The organism is Pacificibacter marinus, from assembly GCF_018860505.1.
Classification (GTDB): Bacteria; Pseudomonadota; Alphaproteobacteria; order Rhodobacterales; family Rhodobacteraceae; genus Celeribacter; species Celeribacter marinus_B.
Genome location: NZ_JAHKPU010000005.1, coordinates 1 through 18,000 on the forward strand (window position 1 = coordinate 1; position 18,000 = coordinate 18,000).

Genomic DNA, 18,000 nt, shown 5'->3' on the forward strand with positions numbered 1-18,000 from the left:
GGTGCTGACGTCAGACACCATCGCCATCGGAATCAAACAGAGCCTGTGCATCAGGCGTTGCGAGGTCGTAGATTGATGTAATGTTGTGCTCTTGCGCCATATATGTCGGGACACAGATGCCCGCGCGGCCTTCGTAACTTCCAGAGCCGAGACTCACGGTGCCTTTCGTGTCGACATATTCATTTGTGAAGGATGCTTGATTTGGCAACCAGACGTCAGGGTGGATATCTATGTCACCGCGACCGCCATCCATCGACGCAAAAATCACGGCATTTGTCCCCGGAGCGTACCCCACTTCGACGCCCAAGCGGGTTTCAATCACGGTGCCAATAAGGCTTGCCATAATTTTCGCACCGGGCCAGCTTGGCTCGCCGACCATGACTTTTTCTTGCGCCATAGCGCCAGTACCGGCAAGCGCCATGGATAGTGTAAACGTCATTCTTTTCAGTGTTTTCATTTGCTTGATCTCCGAGTTGGTTGATTATGCACGTGCCCGCTTACGTTGCGGATCTATGAAAGGGATATCGGTAACGCGGGCATCAAGTCGCTTCATGCGCCCGTCCATTTGACCTATTTCTAACTGCGTTTCGTTCTCGGCGTACTCTACGGCTATCCTAGCAATCGCGATCGCATGTTCGAGCGTGGGAGATCGCGTCGCAGATGTAACAACGCCAATTTGCCGTTCTCCGGCCCAGATCGGTGCACCATGAGCCGGAACATCATCACCGTTGAGCAGCAAACCTTTGGTAGCGTGACGAGGTGTTTTTATATTGCGTTCCAGCGCCTCTTTGCCTGTGAAAGTCGCCTTTGACATATCCACCGCGAAGCCAAGTCCAGCCTCGAACGCATCGACTCCGGGCGCAAATTCGGCTCCCGAAGCTGCAAGACCTGCTTCAATGCGAATAGTCTCGAGCGCCGCAGTCCCCATGGGAGTAATGCCGAACTCTTCGCCCGCGGCCATCACTGCATCCCAGATTTTCAAAGCGTCAGCTTTGGCACAAAAGATTTCGTAACCGAGTTCGCCCGTATATCCGGACCGCGAGAGCATAAAGGGTGCCCCTTCACGATCTCCCACGCGTGCCACTGTCGCGCCAAACCATTTGAGTTGTTCCAGTGCAGGAACATGAGGTTGGGTGAATACCATTTTCTTGAGCAGATCACGGGATTTTGGCCCTTGAATCGCGAGGCTGGGCATCGCGTTTTGCATTGCATGGACACGCACTTGCAGATTGTGTTTCTGGGCTAGCTCTGTCAGGACACGGCCACTTTCTTCGGTCCCGCAACACCAGCGGAAAAGATGCTCTCCCAGTCGGAACAAAGTGCCATCGTCAATCACAGCGCCTGTTTCGTCGCACATAAGCGTGTAGGATCCGCGCCACTCTGCGAGTTTGGCGACATTGCGCGTTGTTGCGAGTTGCAACAATCGTTCCGCATCTGGTCCGACAATATCATACTTGCGCAAACCACTCATATCCTGAACGACAACGGATGTCCGGCACGCCCAATACTCTCCCAACACGCCGGTAGATGGAAAACTTACAGGCGCCCAAAGGTCGCGTGCAGGTGCAAAATGGTTGGTTAAAGGCGCCAGTCGTTCATGGAACGCTGAGTTTTGGCTGATTGCCATAGGCGAGTCTTCCTTTTGTCGGTAAGCAACAGCATGTCGGATCGGCGTGTCTGGCCGATAGATGCGGACATGAATGTCTGTGGGGTTCCACCCGTTCACGGGATCGATCTCGTCGGGACAAGCAGTCGATGCGCACACCAGATTATCCATCGCACGCATCGCAACATAATCGCCTGCGCGCGAATAGCTTTCTTCGGTCATATAGTGCTGTGAGTTCTGTTCGATCCACGTGTTCCAGAAAAAATTGATAGCGGGCCAAGCGGACCGTCGTTTCACGCCATATGGATCAAGCGCATTAGAAATATTATCGGAACAGTTCACATGACCTGGAAAACCGCGCTCTTCATACACTCGCGCTGTGCAAGCAAGGCCAAATGTATCATGGCGTCCGCATGTATCTTGCATCACATTGAGAAGTGGACGCACCTCTTGATCGAAAAACTTGTCAAACAAACCCGGAGTTGGCATGGCCCGCCGAGACATCGACCGTGACGCAGTGCTATCAATCATCAACTCTTCGCCACGATCAAGGCCGTCGGTACGAAACGCCATAAAATCAGAGCATTGCTGACCTTCTACGTCGATGATCTGGAAGTACTCACCCTTTTTAACTTCGTATGCCACGCCTGTTCCGCGTGAAATTGTAAATTCTTCACGGACGTCACCAAGTTCCGGCGGCAATGTGACACGACTTGGGTTTGCAGGTTGATGTGTGACAGTAATTGCACCACAGTTTGTTCCAGAAGTCAGGATGGCGCTCTCAATCGGGTGCGCAATCCAAACCGCAACATCTACCCGAGGCTTGAGGACAATTTGCTCTGCTATATCATGCAAAACTGCACTCGGAATGTCCTTTGCCGGATCTCCTCCGTGGGCGCAAATCCAGCCGTCGAGCGGCTCGGAATCAATCAGCTCGCGATCAAGATTTTTTGTCGGTTGAAGACTTAACTCGTGCAGAGCGCTTCGCCCGTTCGGATCAAAAGCAATAATATGAAGACTGCCGCCATGATACATATCTGGGATACTGAGCAAGTCCCCTGCCTTCATATCAACATGTATCACTTCGCGCGGAACAACCTCATGGATGTTTGCAGAGTGATCTTTTGTGAAGCCGGGAAAAGATCTCTGCGGGGAGATCAACCCCCTGTTGTCGCAAGCTTGAATAAGTTGATATCCGTACATGACTTGAATCTTTCAGACCTTGTGAAACTAGTTACATTGTTGATGATACTAGTTTCATGCGTCAATATCATTTTTGAGTTTTTCTAAAATTCGGAGGCAAAATACAAAATGGCTGAAAAAAGCATCAAAAAGAGAGCCAACTTGCGCGATGTTGCTAAAGCAGCAGGCGTCTCGGTGGCCACAGTCTCCCGCGTTCTCAATACGCCAGAACTTGTGACCGTTTCGACTCGTGAAACGGTGCAGGCAGCTATTGAAGCCTTACACTTTGTGCCCAGTGCCGCGGCGCGCTCTATCAACTCCGGTCGCTCCCATGTCATCGGTGCGTTAGTTCCAACGTTGGACAACGCGATTTTTTCGAAATTTTTAGGAGCACTTGAGACCAAACTAGGTGAATACGGGTTATCTCTTGTGGTTGCGACAACAGATAGCGACCCAGATATCGAGGCGCAAAAGGCGCAACGACTGGTCAACATTGGAGCAGAAGCATTAATCGTTTCGGGCATTAGTCATAGCCCGGATTTTGATTCACTGATTTCCCGCACACGCATGCCCACAGTTGCAACCTCATTCTATGATCCAAGTTATCGTTACCCGACCATAGGTTACGACAATGCTGCTGCCTCTCGAAAGGCGCTGGAATTTCTGATTGGGAAAGGCCACCAGCACATAGCGGTCTTTCATGGACCAACGGATCACCATGACCGCATGCGCGCGCGCTTGTCAGGGCTGCACGGGCAGGGAGTGCTTCATAGCTTTGAAACCGATATTACGCTGGAAGGGGCCGGTATGGCGATTAATGCATTATTCGAAACGTCCCCGCACGTCACAGCAATCCTGTGCCTCTCTGACGTACTCGCTCTTGGCGCCTTATTCGGACTTCAACGTCGCAACGTGCAAATACCGCATCAGATGGCCTTGATGGGTGTCGACGATCTACCGTCATCAGCTAGCGCTTTTCCATCCATTTCGACGATCCACTTACCTGCCGCAGAAATGGGCGCGCGAACCGCTGAGGCGGTTGCCAATTGGGTTGAACATCAAAGTGAGCCTGAACCATTTCTTATCGATACGTCTTTGATCGCCAGAGAATCCACCTAAGTGCCATATCGGGGCCGTCAGTTGTGTTTCTCCTGAGAGAGGATCGGAAGCGATAGATAGGGATTGTGCGTGCAGGGAGCAAAGAGTGTCCATCACCGGCCGCTCGCGTCTTTTGTTTTGGGTGAAGATTGGGGCATGCAAGGGGTTACTTGCTGCACATTGTCGACCTTGGTACCTGATGCCGCATGAGGATTTGGCTCTGGTCGGGATCGATTGGCCACTTACGAGGTTCTGGCGCGAAGCTTTCGCAATCGCGGCGCATTCACACTTTTTGCTTGATCTATATGTGCTGGTCCGCCAGTTGGTCACCAAGCGTGGGACCGCTTTGTATCTATTTTGTTGAAGAAATCCTATTGATTTAGGCCTTTCAATATCTGCATTGGTCTTGGAGATTGAATGCGATGATGGGGCCACGTCAGGAAGCACAGTCTGCTCTTGTCTTCGATTTTTAGATAAAGGATCTCGCTCCAAGGGTCATATGTGGCGAGCGATTGATTGTGTTGTCGACCTGTCCCGCGTGCGGGCGCATCTGACTGAGTTTTACAGCTGCACTGGCAAGCCTTCGTTCGATCTAGAATTGATGATGACTGCCCGGCTGGGTCTTGCGCAGTTACATCCCATGTGATGCAAATGAACACAGCTCTCAGAAAAAGATCGGACTGTATTTAAAATCGCATAGTGCGGTCTATCAGGGCATTGTATGAGAAGCATCGATGCTGAACGATGCAAAACATTACCTGATAACCCTGTTCGCCATGCTGGTGCTGGTGATCGGAAGTGTTGCGTCCGCGTCAATGATCGCGCCAGATCCTTCGGACGTGTCTCGCATCGAATTATCTGTTTTGGGATTTACCGCACAAGATATTTGCGGCGAGGTCGCAGGGCAGGAGCATCATTGCCCATTCTGTCATCTCGTTCCCTCTGTCGATACGTCGGTCCTCATTGGATCTGGGTGGCGGATGAGTGCCAAAGCCATCTGGTGGTTATCCTCGGATATACATAAAAACACGCTGGCTTGCGACTATTCGCGCATTGTGCGTGCCCCTCCGGTATTGAGCTAAATAGTTTTCGGCCGCTCAGGAGATGAGTGGCTTTACCTCTGTTTTGCGACGCGTGTGATCCGCCTTCGGGCCGAGCCGCCTGTCTTTTAATACCCGGAGTTATCATGACCACTCAAACCAAATTGGTCGGGCTTTTGCTCGCCAGCACAGCCCTATGGGGCACACCCTCTTTGGCGCAGGATGCCGCGTCCTCGGACACATTTTTTTTAGAGGAAATCACTGTTGAGGGGCTCTCGAACGGCGCGATAATTGATGGCTATCGCGCTGATACCGTGACCAGCGCCACGCGCACAGCGACCCCTCTCAACGAGACACCGCAATCGGTTCAGGTGATTTCCCCAGAGGTGATGCAAGATCAAGCTGTGACCACAATGGCGGAAGCGCTGAACAATGTCAGCGGCGCACAAGGCAATATTGCTCTGCAGACCCCGGCCTTCGAAAGTACGATCCTGCGCGGATTTCCGGCAGAATTCTATCGTGATGGGATCACCAGCTACATCAATACAGGTGACGCCAATGCTATGGCTGGTGTTGAACGGATTGAGGTTCTGAAGGGTCCGAATGCCATCCTCTATGGTGGCGGCGTCGGGACGCCTTTGGGTGGTGTGGTTAATGTCGTATCCAAGAAACCGGTGGCGGATAACTTCACAACTCTTGGTTTGACCTATGGCAGCAATGCCTTTGTCGAGCCATCGTTCGATATCAACCGCCAACTCTCCGATACAGTCCTGTTTCGTATAAACGGCAGCTATGTAAAATCTGCTTCTGACGTGGATGTGCTTGAAACCGAACGCTATTCCATCAGCCCGTCTTTGACCTTTGGTCACGGTACAGACACACGGGTGACTGTCCAAGGCTACGCGTCCAAATGGCAGCAGCAAGAATACCAAGGCCTTCCCGCAACAGGCACGGTGATTGGCGATTTTGATATCGCGCGTGACCTCTATATCGGAGATTCTGACATCCCAGACAGTGCGACCGAGACACGTAAGTTGACTGTTTCGTTGGAGCATGACTTTAACGAAAACTGGTCCAATAAAACCCAATTTCGTTATGGCGAAAACACCATCGAACAGATCACACAGATCATATTTTCGAACACGCCAGATGCGGGGGCGTCTTCATGGAACCTCTATAATTCCTATGTCCCGTCTGACCAGACGGAATACAGTTTTAATACGTCCTTTGAGGGGCATTTCACCACGGGGCTTTGGGATCACACTGTTCTGTTCGGGGCGGATTATTCACGCATCGAAGATTATTCCTTGATGTACATGGATTACGCAGGCTCTATGGATTTGGTCAATCCAAATACATGGCCCGATTGGACCATGCCATCCACTTTGGCGATGGGGGAAGGCAATGGCACCTATACGACAGCCGGTGTCTTTGCTCAGTTGCAAACTACAATCGGTGACTTGCATCTTCTTGGCGGCGTGCGTTTGGCATATCTGGAAACGATTTATGACTCCGAAGGTTACGGCCGCAAAGACATATTACAAGACACACGACTTTTGCCGCGCCTTGGTGCGGTCTATGATGTAACGGATTCCGTTTCGATTTTTGCCAGCTACAGCGAGGGGATGAAGGCCAACGCCTTTCGTTTCTATTCCGATACGCCGAAACCAGAATATTCCAGACAGGCCGAGATCGGTGTGAAATTCGACACAGGCACGTTAACCGGAAGTCTCGCAGCCTATAGAATTGAACGCGAAAATGTCCCCGTGACTGACCCAGATGATCCATGGATGCTCACAAGCTTGACAGAAGGTGTGCAGCGCTCGCAAGGGATCGAATTGGATGCAGTCTGGCAGTCTGGCGGCCCGTGGAAAGTGATTGCCAACTACGCGTATACCGACGCGGAATTGATGGAGGATATTCCAAACGGGGCCACTGCCGGATCGAAGTTGCCAGGGGTGCCAAGCCATTCTGGGGGCCTGTGGGTGGATTACGATATGCGTGAGATGAATGGTAATGGCTGGCGCGTTGGCGCAGGGCTACACGCCGCATCGTCATCTTATATAGATCAAGAAAACGCCTATGAAACGGCGGGCTATGCCGTTGTCAATGCCTCTGCAAGCTATACGCAGGCTGGAACAACCTATGCCTTGGCGATCAAGAATTTGATGGACACGGAATACGATTTGCCTTTGTACGGTTACCTCGGCGGTCGAGTAGCAGCCGGTGCCGAACGACAGTTTTTTTTAAGTATAAGCAAAACGTTCTGAGAAAGGCAGTCTTGCGGTTTTATGCGCCGCAAGACTACCCTTTTCACAGGGTATGATATCGTAAATTGCATCATCTTTGCTTTATATTTCTGATTCTGTTCAGGCGTTTCTGAGGATCATGCACGTGCAGGGAATAGCCCTAGGTCAGCCCAGCCGATCTTGGGCCGTCAAATTTGCTGCGTTAGGTGTCGAGCGGCAACTTTAGAAAAGCTGCAACGCAGCGTTTCGTTTTCGTGCAGTGACAGTTACGCGGTCAGCGAGGTGGCAGAGCAGATCGGGATAAGCACCAAACCGCTGTACATGTGGAAGTCGCAGTTTGCAAAGTCGCCACGCGCCACCGAGGAACGCAAAGATGAAATATCACCTCAGATATGACGCATTTCGATTGGTCTTTATGGAGACTGGATGTGGGCGGATGATCGGATAGATAAGATCTCAAAAGAGATTGAGGACATCAGCCGTATGAAAGAGCATTGCGTCACGGCTCGCAGTGTCGAGCACAATTATCGCCTTTAACGGCGCGACCCTGCGCCCTTTGGGGGTCGATTAGACTAGGCCGTGCTTTAAGGCGATGGCAACTGCCTCTGCGATGGTTCGCGCTCCCAGCTTTCTTCTTAGGTTCGCACTGTGCAAATCAATCGTCGGCATCGCGAGATTGAGGTCGTGGCTCAACTGATCGCGTTTGAGACCTCGGATAAAGCCATGTAGGACATCGCGCTCACGAGGCGTAAGCAGTATTTTTTCTTGCGGAGAGTCAAAAAAATTCTGCATTCCATCGGCGCATTCGGTCGTTGCAATAACCAGCACCTTACGCCCGCCCTCGGTCCTTGGCAGGAAATTGAGCCGCAGTTTCGGTATGATGCGCCCGTCAGTTGCGCGGGTTTGAGCAAGGTCCATCGCGCTGCCCTCGCTTTTGCTGACCCCCGTGGCTTTTGCTGCGGCAAAGTGAAAGGCGTTTTTTCCGGTGCCTCGAACCCTGAGCGTGCGCTTGGAATCGATGGCAAGAAGCGGATGCAGCTTAAATAGACGTTCAGCTTTCCCATTCATCTGAAGAAGGCGCCCCTGCTGATCAAGTTCGAAGATCGGTGCATCATCAAGTAAGCTGCGATCCACTGCTGCGATTTTACGGATGCTGGCGCGGTGCAATTCGCGCCGGATCTCATGGAGCCGTCCCAGATCTTCGACATGGCGATTTATCAAGCCGATTTCGGTATCCGTGAAATCACCGGCAGTCTTGCCTTTGTGAAAGGCCGTCGCGACCCGACCGTCGCGCGTGCTTTGCATTAGGCCGAGGCACCAATACCGATCAAGCCGGTTCTTCTTAATGAACTCGCTATACATCTCGCTTTTTTCGAGTTCTTGCGGGGATACATAGTTCGACAGTCGAAACGCGCCCATTCCGATCTTGTCATCCGTGCCATGCGCTAACCAGGGATCATGCCCTTCAAATGAATTGTAATCGAGATTGGCTTCCGCCTGAGTTCCGGCTGCGATTTCGCGGTAATCCCCCGGATGGAGCCATATGAATATCGTCGAAGGCACGTCGATTTCGCGCGCCAGTCGATTGGGCAGAGTGTTGAACAACTCGTCATCCAGAGCTGCTTCGTAAATGTCGTGATGCGATAGGGCTTCAGGCACTAGAAGAATCTACTCTGTTGCGCGGTTTCTGGCTGAACGCGGGCTCTGGAGATCGCCTTGTTTCGATAGGAAGGCCGTTTCGAAACCAAGGCCAAATCTTGTCGCCGATCGATTAATCCGTCCGACAGTGGATCGTCGGGGATGCTGTGAAACTGGACCGATGAAACTTGTTAAGTGATATTAAAATGCCCGATTCTTGTCAAAAATCAAGTTTTAGTTACAGAGCGGAATCGAAAGCGACAGCTATCAACGAGATGTGGCCGGTAGACTTCACTTACTTCAAGATTATCGGTTGGGACAGGTATTATCCTAGCACGATCTTGAACGATTACCGCTGTTACATCATGGCATAGAAGCTTTGCACAAGCATGCGGGCTGAAGGGGTGACAAAGACGATTGAACTGGCGCTGCCTGCGTCTCGTTGCGGCCAAGCCATTAAGGGCGGCAGGTTGTTGTGGAGCGGCGGATAAGAAGGTCGCCGCCTGTTGTAACCCGTTGCACTGCGGCAGATGTTTGCGTCATGCGCTCCACCAAGAGCGCTACGCCTATACTTCCCAACGAGGCGCGATTGGTCTGTACGGAGGTGAGTGCTGGCGTTGCATAACGACCAAGTGGCAGACCATCAAAGCCGATAACTGAAATGTCATCAGGGACAGATAACCCCATACTTTGAACGGCTTGTATGGCGCCCAAAGCCACCATGTCATTCATGCAGAACAACGCGGTTGGCAAATCACCTTGTTTTAGTCTCTCAAGCACAATGTCACGCGCGGCTAACGAAATGTTCTCAGGTGAACCGAGATCAATAATGTGCTGCTGGGGGGAAAAGTGAATGCCGACTTCTTCTATGGCATTCCGAAATCCGTCAATTCTACGTCGAATTGTTTCTCGGTAAGGGTGCGTGACATGCAATATGTTCCGATGCCCAAGTGTCAAAAGATGCTGCGTCGCGACCCAAGCACCGAAGTGATAATCTGGTGAAACGCTGGTCAGGCGCATGGTGCGGTCCATGCCGTTGACGATCACTGCGGGCAGGGCGCGCGCGATGACCGCATCCACGATGTCAGGGTGATCTATCCCCAAAAGCAAAAGAGGGCCGTTCACACTTTCATTTTGAATGGCCAGTGCGATGTCATCTGTGTTGCGATGAACCTTAAGACCGATTTCGATGCCTGCGGACCCACTGGTCGTTGTTATGGCTTCCAGAATTTCACCATAAAAAGCATCGTTCTCGACGTATTTTTCAAGTGTCAGCAGGGTCGCCGTGCCGACGCTTGTTTCGCGTCCTGCGCGGCCATTATACCCAAGGTCGTCGATGGTTTTCAGGATTCGCATCCGTGTCGTTTCGCCCACACCTTCGCGGTTGTTCAAAACTTTTGATACCGCAGCAACCGAGACGCCCGCAGCCTGTGCGATGTCTTTCAGGGTGGGGCCAGATTTGCGGGGCGTAGTCACGGCGATAAAGTTCCTTGTGCGCAGCTGTTGTGCAAGTCCCGTTTTGGTATCAGGTGCGCACATTGGGATGCAAACGAAACTTTCGTTGATATGTTACCAAAAGAATTGTGCTACCAAAAGAATGCAGTGTGGCCTTGTGCTCGCATGAGTGCTTCCATGAAGTAATAATCCCCATAGGGCAGCATTGCGTCACTGCGACCAGCGGGCACATGTCCTGCGCCATGCGCGAGAAAGCCCTGTGCATCTGCAACGGCTGTGATGTCGCACGTCTCGAGCAACCCATCCAGCAAGCGATACCCGAATGCCGTCCATCGTGCAGCCTCTTGGGTTGGCACAAGTTCCGCAAGCATAAGCACGCCAGCCGCTGTCACGGCCGCAGCAGAACTGTCTACAGGGTGTGATCCGTCTGCGGGCAGGGCAAAATCCCAAACGGGGACGGCGGTATCGCCCAGAAGTTTTTCGAACTTACTTGCAAGCCTGATAGCCGCATAAAGTGATGCAGGATTGCCTGTCACACGGTAGTTATTGGCAAATCCATGAATGAGCCAAGCTTGCCCGCGGGCCCAGCAGGACGCATCTGCGTAGCCTTGGTGCGTTTCTCCGCGTAAGGGTTCCCCCGTGGCAGGGTCAAAGATAAAGGTGTGGAATGTCGTGTCGTCATCGCGCACAAGATGGCGCAAGGAGGTCGCTTCGTGCAGATCTGCGACCTCACGAAAATCAGTGACACCTGTTTCGCGGTGCGCCCAATGCAGCAGGGCAAGGTTTTGAATTGTATCGGCAATCATGCGGCCGTTGGCGAATTTCGCTTGCTCACGATCGTGTGGACCTACGGGGTTCCATGCTTGAATATATTGGCCATCATCGCGGAAACGGGCAACAAGAGCGCGGGCGGCTTCGATGCCCATGGCGCGCGCAGTTTCGTTGCCAGTCAATTGCCATTCCGCCACGGAAGATAGGGAAAACACGAACCCTAGATCATGATCGCGGGTTTTGCGATCGTCAAGCATCTGGCGAAAACCGCAGCGTCGTGCCTGAGCGGCAGCGGAAAAAGTCGTGTCACCTGTCAGTTGATAGGCGAGCCATAATTCCCCCGAGAGAAACCCCATGACCCAGTCTGGCCCGTCACACCACGCCCAGCTGTTGTCATTGCGTCCGATTTTGGGGTTGCGCAGACCTGCCACAGGCAAGACGTCGCGCAAACGTTGAACGCACCGCGAAAGGGCGGCGTGATATTCTGGTTTCCCGTCTGGTCGCCCTTCGGCGTTATCTGAGAAGTAGGATGTCTTTTGCGTGGCTGTCATGTGTTTTCCTCCTTGCGCAGAATATTCGCAGGTCGAATGTTTCGTCAAGTGCGAAAGTTTCTTGACGAGTGTCGCGGCGATGTTTAGGTAGGTTGGTACTGATAGGGCGCAGGGGCTTGGAGAGTTGTGCGACTTTTGTCAGAGGACATGGGAGGCTGCTGCTGGAAACTTGGAAAGTTTCGTGGCGGCGCCGTTTTTGGAGGAAATATCATGAATACTTTTTCACGTTTATTAACGGTCAGCGCCGTTGCTGTGTCGCTGATGTCGTCCAGCGCGATGGCTGATACATATCGACTGGCAACGAATGTTTCTGACGTCAGTACCGCAGGTCAGTTGTTGACTGAATTTGCCGCCGCCGTTTCAGAGCGCACCGAGGGACGTGTGGATTTCCGCATGTTCAACGATGGTGTGCTGGGCGAGCAAGCGCAGTATTTTCAACAAGTCCAGCGCGGCGTTATCGATGCGGGCCTTGTGAACTCAGGTACGCTTGAAAACGTTGCCCCTGCGGTTGGCGTTATGAATTTGCCGTATGTTTTCCGCTCATCTGAAGAATACGCACAAGTGATGACGGCCCCAGAAGTACAAAGCGCGTTGTTTGACGCAACCGCAGAGCACAATGTTGTGCCGCTCGGCTTTATTTCTTCTGGATTCCGCTCGATCTACACCACCTCACCGGTGGAAAGCTTTGAAGACATCCAAGGCATGAAACTGCGCGCCATTGCGAGCCCGACCTACATGGAAATGCTGTCTTTGTTCGGTGCTGTTCCAACGCCTTTGCCATTTGGCGAGCTATATGCAGGTCTTCAGCAGGGGATTGTTGATGGTGCAGAGGGCGGCCTTGCCGGTCTTTATGTTGCGCAATTCGGTGAAGTTGCCAAATATGCGCTTTTGACAAACCAGACACGCCTGACTGATTTTGTGGTCACATCCAAGCGTTTTAACGATAGTGTTGATCCTGCCGATCTCGAGATCGTGCGTGAAGAATTCGAAGCAATTAGCTTGAAATCGATTGAATTTTCTGACGCAAGCGAAGCTGCTGACCTGCAAAAGGCCGTTGATGAAATGGGCGTTCAGGTTGTTGAAGTTGACACAGCGCCCTTCATTGCTGCGGTTCATCCGATGTATGAAGATGCTCGTGCAGATGACGCAAAGCGTGGTTTGATCGAAGCGATTTTCGCCATCGAAAACCGCGACTTCTAAACACCTTACCCCGCTGATGATCTATTGGCGGGGTTGTTTCCTTGGGAGGGGCCGACATGGCGGACGAGACATTGACAGCATCGGCGGCTTTGCGCACGCCAACCGTTATCAAATGGGGTCGGCTCATAGAGCGTACGATCGGCTTGTTTCTCGCCATACTTTTGGCCCTGATGGTTGTTGCCATCACGTGGCAAGTGGTGTCGCGCTACATCCTATCCACGCCCAGCGTTTACTCAGAAGAATTCCTACGATTTTCCCTTATCTGGCTCGGCATGATCGCGGCGGGATATTGTTTTTTGAACGCGCGGCACATGAGCCTGCCTTTGCTGATTGATATTCTTCCACCGCGCCCCCAGCGTGTTTTGAAACTTATCAATGCTGAGTTGTCCTTAATATTTGGTGCCATTTTGGTGTGGGGCGGGTCGATCAGCTTTATGGCCAACAGCCGTATGCGTACCCCGATGACGCAAATTCCGATGGGCTGGTTGCAATCGGTTTTGATACTCTGTGGCATCATGATCATCTGTGCTGAAATTATACGGATTCTGCGGTTGATGGATCTGCTGCCTGTGGACCCGCAAGCCCCCACATTCCGAACTGGCACGACAGTCCTTAATCTGTTGGTCGCCAGCGGCATCGTGTTTTTGCTTGGTGCTGGTCTTGTGACGCTGTGGCAATCCGATTGGATGGCCGGCAATGTCCGCAATGCCTTAGAATTGACGTCTACGATTGTGCTGTTCACGACATTTGCAGTGTTTCTTGTCATCGGTAGCCCCATTGCCATCGGCTTGGCCTTTGCTGGTGTTTTGACGCTCGGTTTGCAAATTGACCTCGAGATCATGATGCCCACTGTGGGGGAGACGATGTTCAACGGGTTGGATAGCTTCGGCTTTCTGGCGCTGCCGTTTTTCATTCTTGCGGGCAATATTATGAACGCAACAGGCCTTGCGCGCCGGTTGATTGACTTTGCGATGCTGATTGGTGGGCGCATTCCAGGCAGCCTGTGGCAAACAAATGTCTTGGCCAATATGCTGTTCGGCACGCTGTCAGGGTCTGGCATTGCATCGGCCACGGCGATTGGGGGCATCATCAATCCCGTCGCCCGCGAAAAGGGCTATAACATGGCGATGACCACGGCTGTGAATGCCGCGTCTGCGCCGTCAGGCATGTTGATCCCGCCATCTGGTGCGTTGATCGTTTACTCTCTGATCACGGGCGGCAGTGCGTCGATTATTGCGCTGTTCATGGCAGGGTATTTGCCCGGATTGATTATGGGTCTGTCTGTGATGCTTGTTGCCTATTGGTACGCCAAAAAGAATGGTTACGAGGCTGAAAGCACGCGCCCTACACGGTCTGAAGCCTTTGGATTGTTCTTGCGCGCAGCGCCCAGTCTGTTGTTGGTTGTGATCGTGATCGCCGGTATTCTAGGTGGTGCATTTACCGCCATCGAAGGGTCGGGCATCGCCGTGGTTTACAGCTTGCTTTTGGCGTTGATTTATAAAGGGTTGACCCCACGCGGCCTGCTCGAAATCTTGCGCGATACATCTGTGGTGACGGGCTCTATTTTGTTCCTCATTGCGGCGTCGACGATGATGAGCTGGTCAATGACCTACGCGTCCATTCCTGAAACCGTCCGTGTTTTGATGACCTCAGTCAGTGACAACAAGATCGTGATTTTGCTAATGATCAACGTCATCTTGCTGATCGTTGGCGTGTTCATGGATATGTCGCCAGCGATGTTGATTTTCACACCAATCTTTTACCCCATTGTCACCGCACTTGGCGTCGATCCTGTGCATTTCGGTGTGATCCTGATTTACAACCTTGCGCTTGGCCTTGTGACTCCGCCTGTAGGCACGGTGTTGTTTGTGTCGTGTTCGATCAGCGGTGAACCTATCGCCAAAGTCATAGGGCCGCTTTTGCCAATCTTTGCTTTGCAAACCGCTGGCCTGTTGCTGATCACGTTTGTGCCAGCCATCAGCCTCGCCATTCCACGCCTCTTTGGGTTGTAAGGCTGAAATGATGACAGATCCTGCACTTGCACCCTATTTGCGGTTCAACCCGCTGCATGGTCAGCCGCTTAATGCGCGTGCTGATCTGATAGTGGCGATGGGGCGACTTTTGGCGCCTTTGGGGGACTATCGCTCAACGGGGGGCGCTCGTGTGCAATTGTCGCCAACAGGTGCTATTTTCGATCATGGCGCGGCCGAACTGGAAGGGTTTGCACGCCCGCTTTGGGCAATTGCTGCTGCCAGTGCAGGGGGGGATACCGCGACGGATTGGCGACCCTACCGCACAGGTTTGGACAACGGCACCAATCCAGATCATCCTGAATATTGGGGCGATGTGGGCGAGGTTGATCAACGTCTGGTCGAATTGGCCGCTATCGGTTTTGCGCTGTTTGCAGCGAAGGCCGACCTGTGGGATCCACTCACTCCTGAGACCAAAACCCGCGTGCGCGCCTATCTTATGGGCGCAACCAAACGTCAGTTTTCTCCCAACAATTGGTTGTTTTTCCGCCTGCTGATTGATGCAGGTCTGCGAGCAACAGGAGATGGCCCTGAGGTTGACAGCGGTGATGCAGACCGCGCCGCCTTGAACCAGATGTACCTCGGTGATGGATGGTATCGCGACGGGGCGGGCAACCGCGTGGATCACTACGTTGGCTTTGCCTTTCATGTATATGGGTTATTGTTGCACAGGTTTGCCCCTGCCACGGATAAGGGCGATCATTTGGCCCGTGCACGTGCCTTTGCGCCGCAATTTGCACAGTGGTTTGATGACGCTGGGCGCGGACTGCCTTTTGGCCGCTCCATGACCTACCGATTTGCGATGACAGCATTTTTTGGCGCTTACGCCTTGGCTGATCCTGACCCTGTGCTGCCTTGGGGCGTGCTTAAGGGGATCGTGCTGCGTAATTTGCGTTGGTGGGCCAATCAACCGATTGCAGATCGTGATGGTGTTTTGTCGGTGGGGTTTGGTTATGCCAACCCGCATATGGCCGAAGATTACAATTCACCCGGATCACCTTATTGGGCGATGAAGGCGTTTTTGGTTTTGGCTATGCCTGAGGATCATCCCTTTTGGCTGGCCGAAGAACTGCCCTTGCCCAAGTTCGACGCGCCGCAGGTCCAGAAAGGCCCGCGATTTGTCCTGCGCAATTGCGGCGATGAGGTGACTGTTCTATCAGGGGGGCAGGATGCCCCGATGTTCCGTCATGGCACCGAGAAATATTCGAAATTCACCTATTCCACAGCGGCTCCACCTTGTGTCGAGGCGCGCGATGCGCTGTTTGAAACAGCAGCACTGGACGGGTCGATGGCGGTTGATATTGCTGGGCGGCCTTGGAAAATACGCCAGAACAGCCAAACGCTTCGAGTTGATGCCAATGGTCTGCGGGTGCGGTGGCGCCCCTTTGAGGACGTGGTGATCGATAGCTGGTTGCGGTTCACTGCTGCGGGGCATGTTCGACTGCACCGTATACGCAGCGCGGTTGATATCCGCTTTATCGAAGGTGGTTTCGCCTCTGCGCGGAGCTGTTCTTTGCCGCATCGTGTCGCAAAATGGGATGACAGCCATCGTGCGATCTGTCCCGATGGTGGCGAAATTTACGATCTGAACGGCGCACGTCAGTCTCGGATTCATATACCCGCTGCAAATCTCTCTCTTTTGACGCCCAAAGTCGCTGTGCCACAACTTTTGGGGCTATCGCCTATTGGGGTATGCTGGTTTGCTTGCTACGTCTCGCTCGGGCAGCAAGATCAATCAACAGGTGTGACCAAACAATGACCAAGACAACACAAACACAACAGGGCATCGGGAACCATGCGTTCAACGGCGAATGGATAAACGACCCAATTCATCAAGAGTTCCTACGCAATGATGTGCAGCGTCAGCTCGATTTTTTCCGCCCCATGCTGCGCGATGATGGTGGATTTGACGTGCCGGATCTTGCTGGGGCCCCTTTGCTTGGCGGACCGCAAGAGCTGCACACAACAACGCGGATGGTGCATTCCTTTGCGCTGGCCAAACAGTTTGGCTATGCGGATTGCGATGATGTGATCGATGCGGGGATGGCCTTTTTATGGAACGCCCATCGAGACACCAAAAACGGCGGGTATTTCGCTGCTGTAAACCATGACGGTACAGTGGCCGATGACACGAAACTGGCCTATGGCCACGGATTTGTATTGCTGGCCGCGTCCACAGCAAAAGATGCCGGCCATGGCGATGCTGACCGCTTGCTCGCCGATGCGACGGATATTTTGTTAAGCAAGTTTTGGGAAGAGACCCACGGCCGTTTCGCAGATGAGTTCCGCGCAGATTGGACGCCATTTTCCACTTATCGGGGCCTGAACGCCAATATGCACAACGTCGAGGCGCATCTTGCTGCGTTTGAGGCCACAGGCGATAGTGCTTATTTGGATCGCGCGGGTCGGATTTTGCGGTTCTTCTTTGATGAGCTTGCTCCTGCGCACGGATGGCGTTTGCCAGAACACTTCACCCAAGATTGGCAGGTGGACACTGCTTACGCGGGCAACCCAATGTTCCGTCCTGCGGGGACCACTCCGGGGCATAGTGTCGAACTTGGCCGGTTGTTGTTGCAATATTGGGATTTGACGGGGCGTGCAGATGACGGAATTCCAGCACAGGCCAACCGTGTGATCCACCAAGCGCTGAGCGATGCGATCCGCCCAGATGGCGGTCTTGTTTACACACTCAAAGACGGTAAGGTTTCTGTGGCCGACAGATATTGGTGGCCTGTGACAGAAGCCATCGGCGCGCTTGCGGCGCTGCAAAAATATGCTCCGAATGCGGAAAATGAAACGCATTACCGCGCGCTTTGGGCGTTTGCCGACCGTTATCTGATTGATTATGAACGGGGCGGTTGGTTCCCTGAGTTGGGGGATGATGGTCGCCCTGTGTCGCGTCAGTTCCTTGGCAAACCAGACATCTATCATTCGATCCAAGCGGGCCTTTTCCCGCCTGTGCCCGCCCTTTCACGCATATCCACATCACAACGGTAAGCCGCTCGACGGCTGCTCATGTTTAAAGAGGAACTTAAAATGACCCTTAACGTCGAAACCCGCCACGCCATTCACCCCGCTCACGCCAAAGGTATGGACACCCAAGCTTTGCGTGATAATTTTTTGGCTGAAGGGATGTTTGCCGATGGCGAAATTCGTCTTGTTTACACTCATTACGACCGC

General features: G+C 52.8%; 13 protein-coding genes and 1 pseudogene. 9 read left to right on the top strand and 5 right to left on the bottom strand.

Features of this window, described 5'->3' with window-relative positions; genetic code table 11:
- Positions 1 to 10: 10 nt before the first annotated feature.
- Positions 11 to 457 carry a glycine betaine ABC transporter substrate-binding protein gene (locus tag KO503_RS00510; RefSeq protein ID WP_215989648.1) on the bottom strand — a complete coding sequence of 149 codons (447 nt, stop codon included), beginning with the start codon at positions 455 to 457 and terminating at the stop codon, positions 11 to 13.
- Positions 458 to 481: 24 nt separating this feature from the next.
- Positions 482 to 2,659: a DUF1989 domain-containing protein gene (locus KO503_RS00515; RefSeq protein ID WP_252730874.1), complete on the bottom strand. Its 2,178-nt coding sequence runs from the start codon at positions 2,657 to 2,659 to the stop codon at positions 482 to 484.
- Positions 2,660 to 2,917: 258 nt separating this feature from the next.
- Here KO503_RS00515 and KO503_RS00520 point away from each other — a divergent pair, with 258 nt between their 5' ends.
- From KO503_RS00520 to KO503_RS17965, 4 genes are all read left to right on the top strand, one after another.
- On the top strand, positions 2,918 to 3,907 hold the full coding sequence (locus tag KO503_RS00520) for a LacI family DNA-binding transcriptional regulator (RefSeq protein WP_215989650.1): 990 nt from the start codon (positions 2,918 to 2,920) through the stop codon (positions 3,905 to 3,907).
- A gap of 713 nt (positions 3,908 to 4,620) precedes the next feature.
- Positions 4,621 to 4,968 (top strand): hypothetical protein, encoded by a 348-nt coding sequence (locus tag KO503_RS00525; protein WP_215989651.1) that lies wholly within the window; start codon positions 4,621 to 4,623, stop codon positions 4,966 to 4,968.
- Positions 4,969 to 5,072: 104 nt separating this feature from the next.
- Positions 5,073 to 7,196 carry a TonB-dependent siderophore receptor gene (locus tag KO503_RS00530; RefSeq protein ID WP_215989652.1) on the top strand — a complete coding sequence of 708 codons (2,124 nt, stop codon included), beginning with the start codon at positions 5,073 to 5,075 and terminating at the stop codon, positions 7,194 to 7,196.
- A 159-nt stretch (positions 7,197 to 7,355) separates the two neighbouring features.
- A complete protein-coding gene (locus tag KO503_RS17965; protein ID WP_354667569.1) occupies positions 7,356 to 7,571 on the top strand; it encodes a transposase in 216 nt (71 codons plus the stop codon).
- 171 nt (positions 7,572 to 7,742) lie between these two features.
- Here the strand turns inward: KO503_RS17965 and KO503_RS17970 are convergent, their stop codons facing one another.
- Entirely contained in the window at positions 7,743 to 8,834 is a 1,092-nt protein-coding gene (locus KO503_RS17970) for a LuxR C-terminal-related transcriptional regulator (protein WP_215989653.1), read from the bottom strand.
- Between the two features lie 233 nt (positions 8,835 to 9,067).
- Between KO503_RS17970 and KO503_RS17695 the strand changes: the two are divergent.
- Positions 9,068 to 9,265, top strand: a pseudogene (locus tag KO503_RS17695) (integrase catalytic domain-containing protein); the annotation flags it as partial.
- Between the two features lie 4 nt (positions 9,266 to 9,269).
- Here KO503_RS17695 and KO503_RS00540 read toward each other — a convergent pair.
- Complete coding sequence (locus tag KO503_RS00540) at positions 9,270 to 10,289, bottom strand: LacI family DNA-binding transcriptional regulator (RefSeq protein WP_215989654.1); 1,020 nt, start codon at positions 10,287 to 10,289, stop codon at positions 9,270 to 9,272.
- Positions 10,290 to 10,399: 110 nt separating this feature from the next.
- Positions 10,400 to 11,590, bottom strand: coding sequence for a glycoside hydrolase family 88 protein (locus KO503_RS00545; protein ID WP_215989655.1), 1,191 nt, complete (start codon positions 11,588 to 11,590; stop codon positions 10,400 to 10,402).
- Positions 11,591 to 11,800: 210 nt separating this feature from the next.
- Here KO503_RS00545 and dctP point away from each other — a divergent pair, with 210 nt between their 5' ends.
- The 4 genes from dctP to KO503_RS00565 are packed head-to-tail and all read left to right on the top strand — an operon-like array spanning position 11,801 to position 17,817.
- Positions 11,801 to 12,790 carry a TRAP transporter substrate-binding protein DctP gene (gene dctP / locus KO503_RS00550; protein ID WP_215989656.1) on the top strand — a complete coding sequence of 330 codons (990 nt, stop codon included), beginning with the start codon at positions 11,801 to 11,803 and terminating at the stop codon, positions 12,788 to 12,790.
- Positions 12,791 to 12,846: 56 nt separating this feature from the next.
- Entirely contained in the window at positions 12,847 to 14,802 is a 1,956-nt protein-coding gene (locus KO503_RS00555) for a TRAP transporter large permease (protein ID WP_215989657.1), read from the top strand.
- Between the two features lie 10 nt (positions 14,803 to 14,812).
- Positions 14,813 to 16,579, top strand: coding sequence for a DUF2264 domain-containing protein (locus tag KO503_RS00560; protein ID WP_215989658.1), 1,767 nt, complete (start codon positions 14,813 to 14,815; stop codon positions 16,577 to 16,579).
- The gene (locus KO503_RS00565; RefSeq protein ID WP_215989659.1) at positions 16,576 to 17,817 is read left to right on the top strand and encodes an AGE family epimerase/isomerase; all 1,242 of its coding nucleotides are present in this window, start codon (positions 16,576 to 16,578) and stop codon (positions 17,815 to 17,817) included. The genes KO503_RS00560 and KO503_RS00565 overlap by 4 nt, the downstream gene beginning before the upstream one ends.
- Positions 17,818 to 18,000 lie beyond the last annotated feature (183 nt).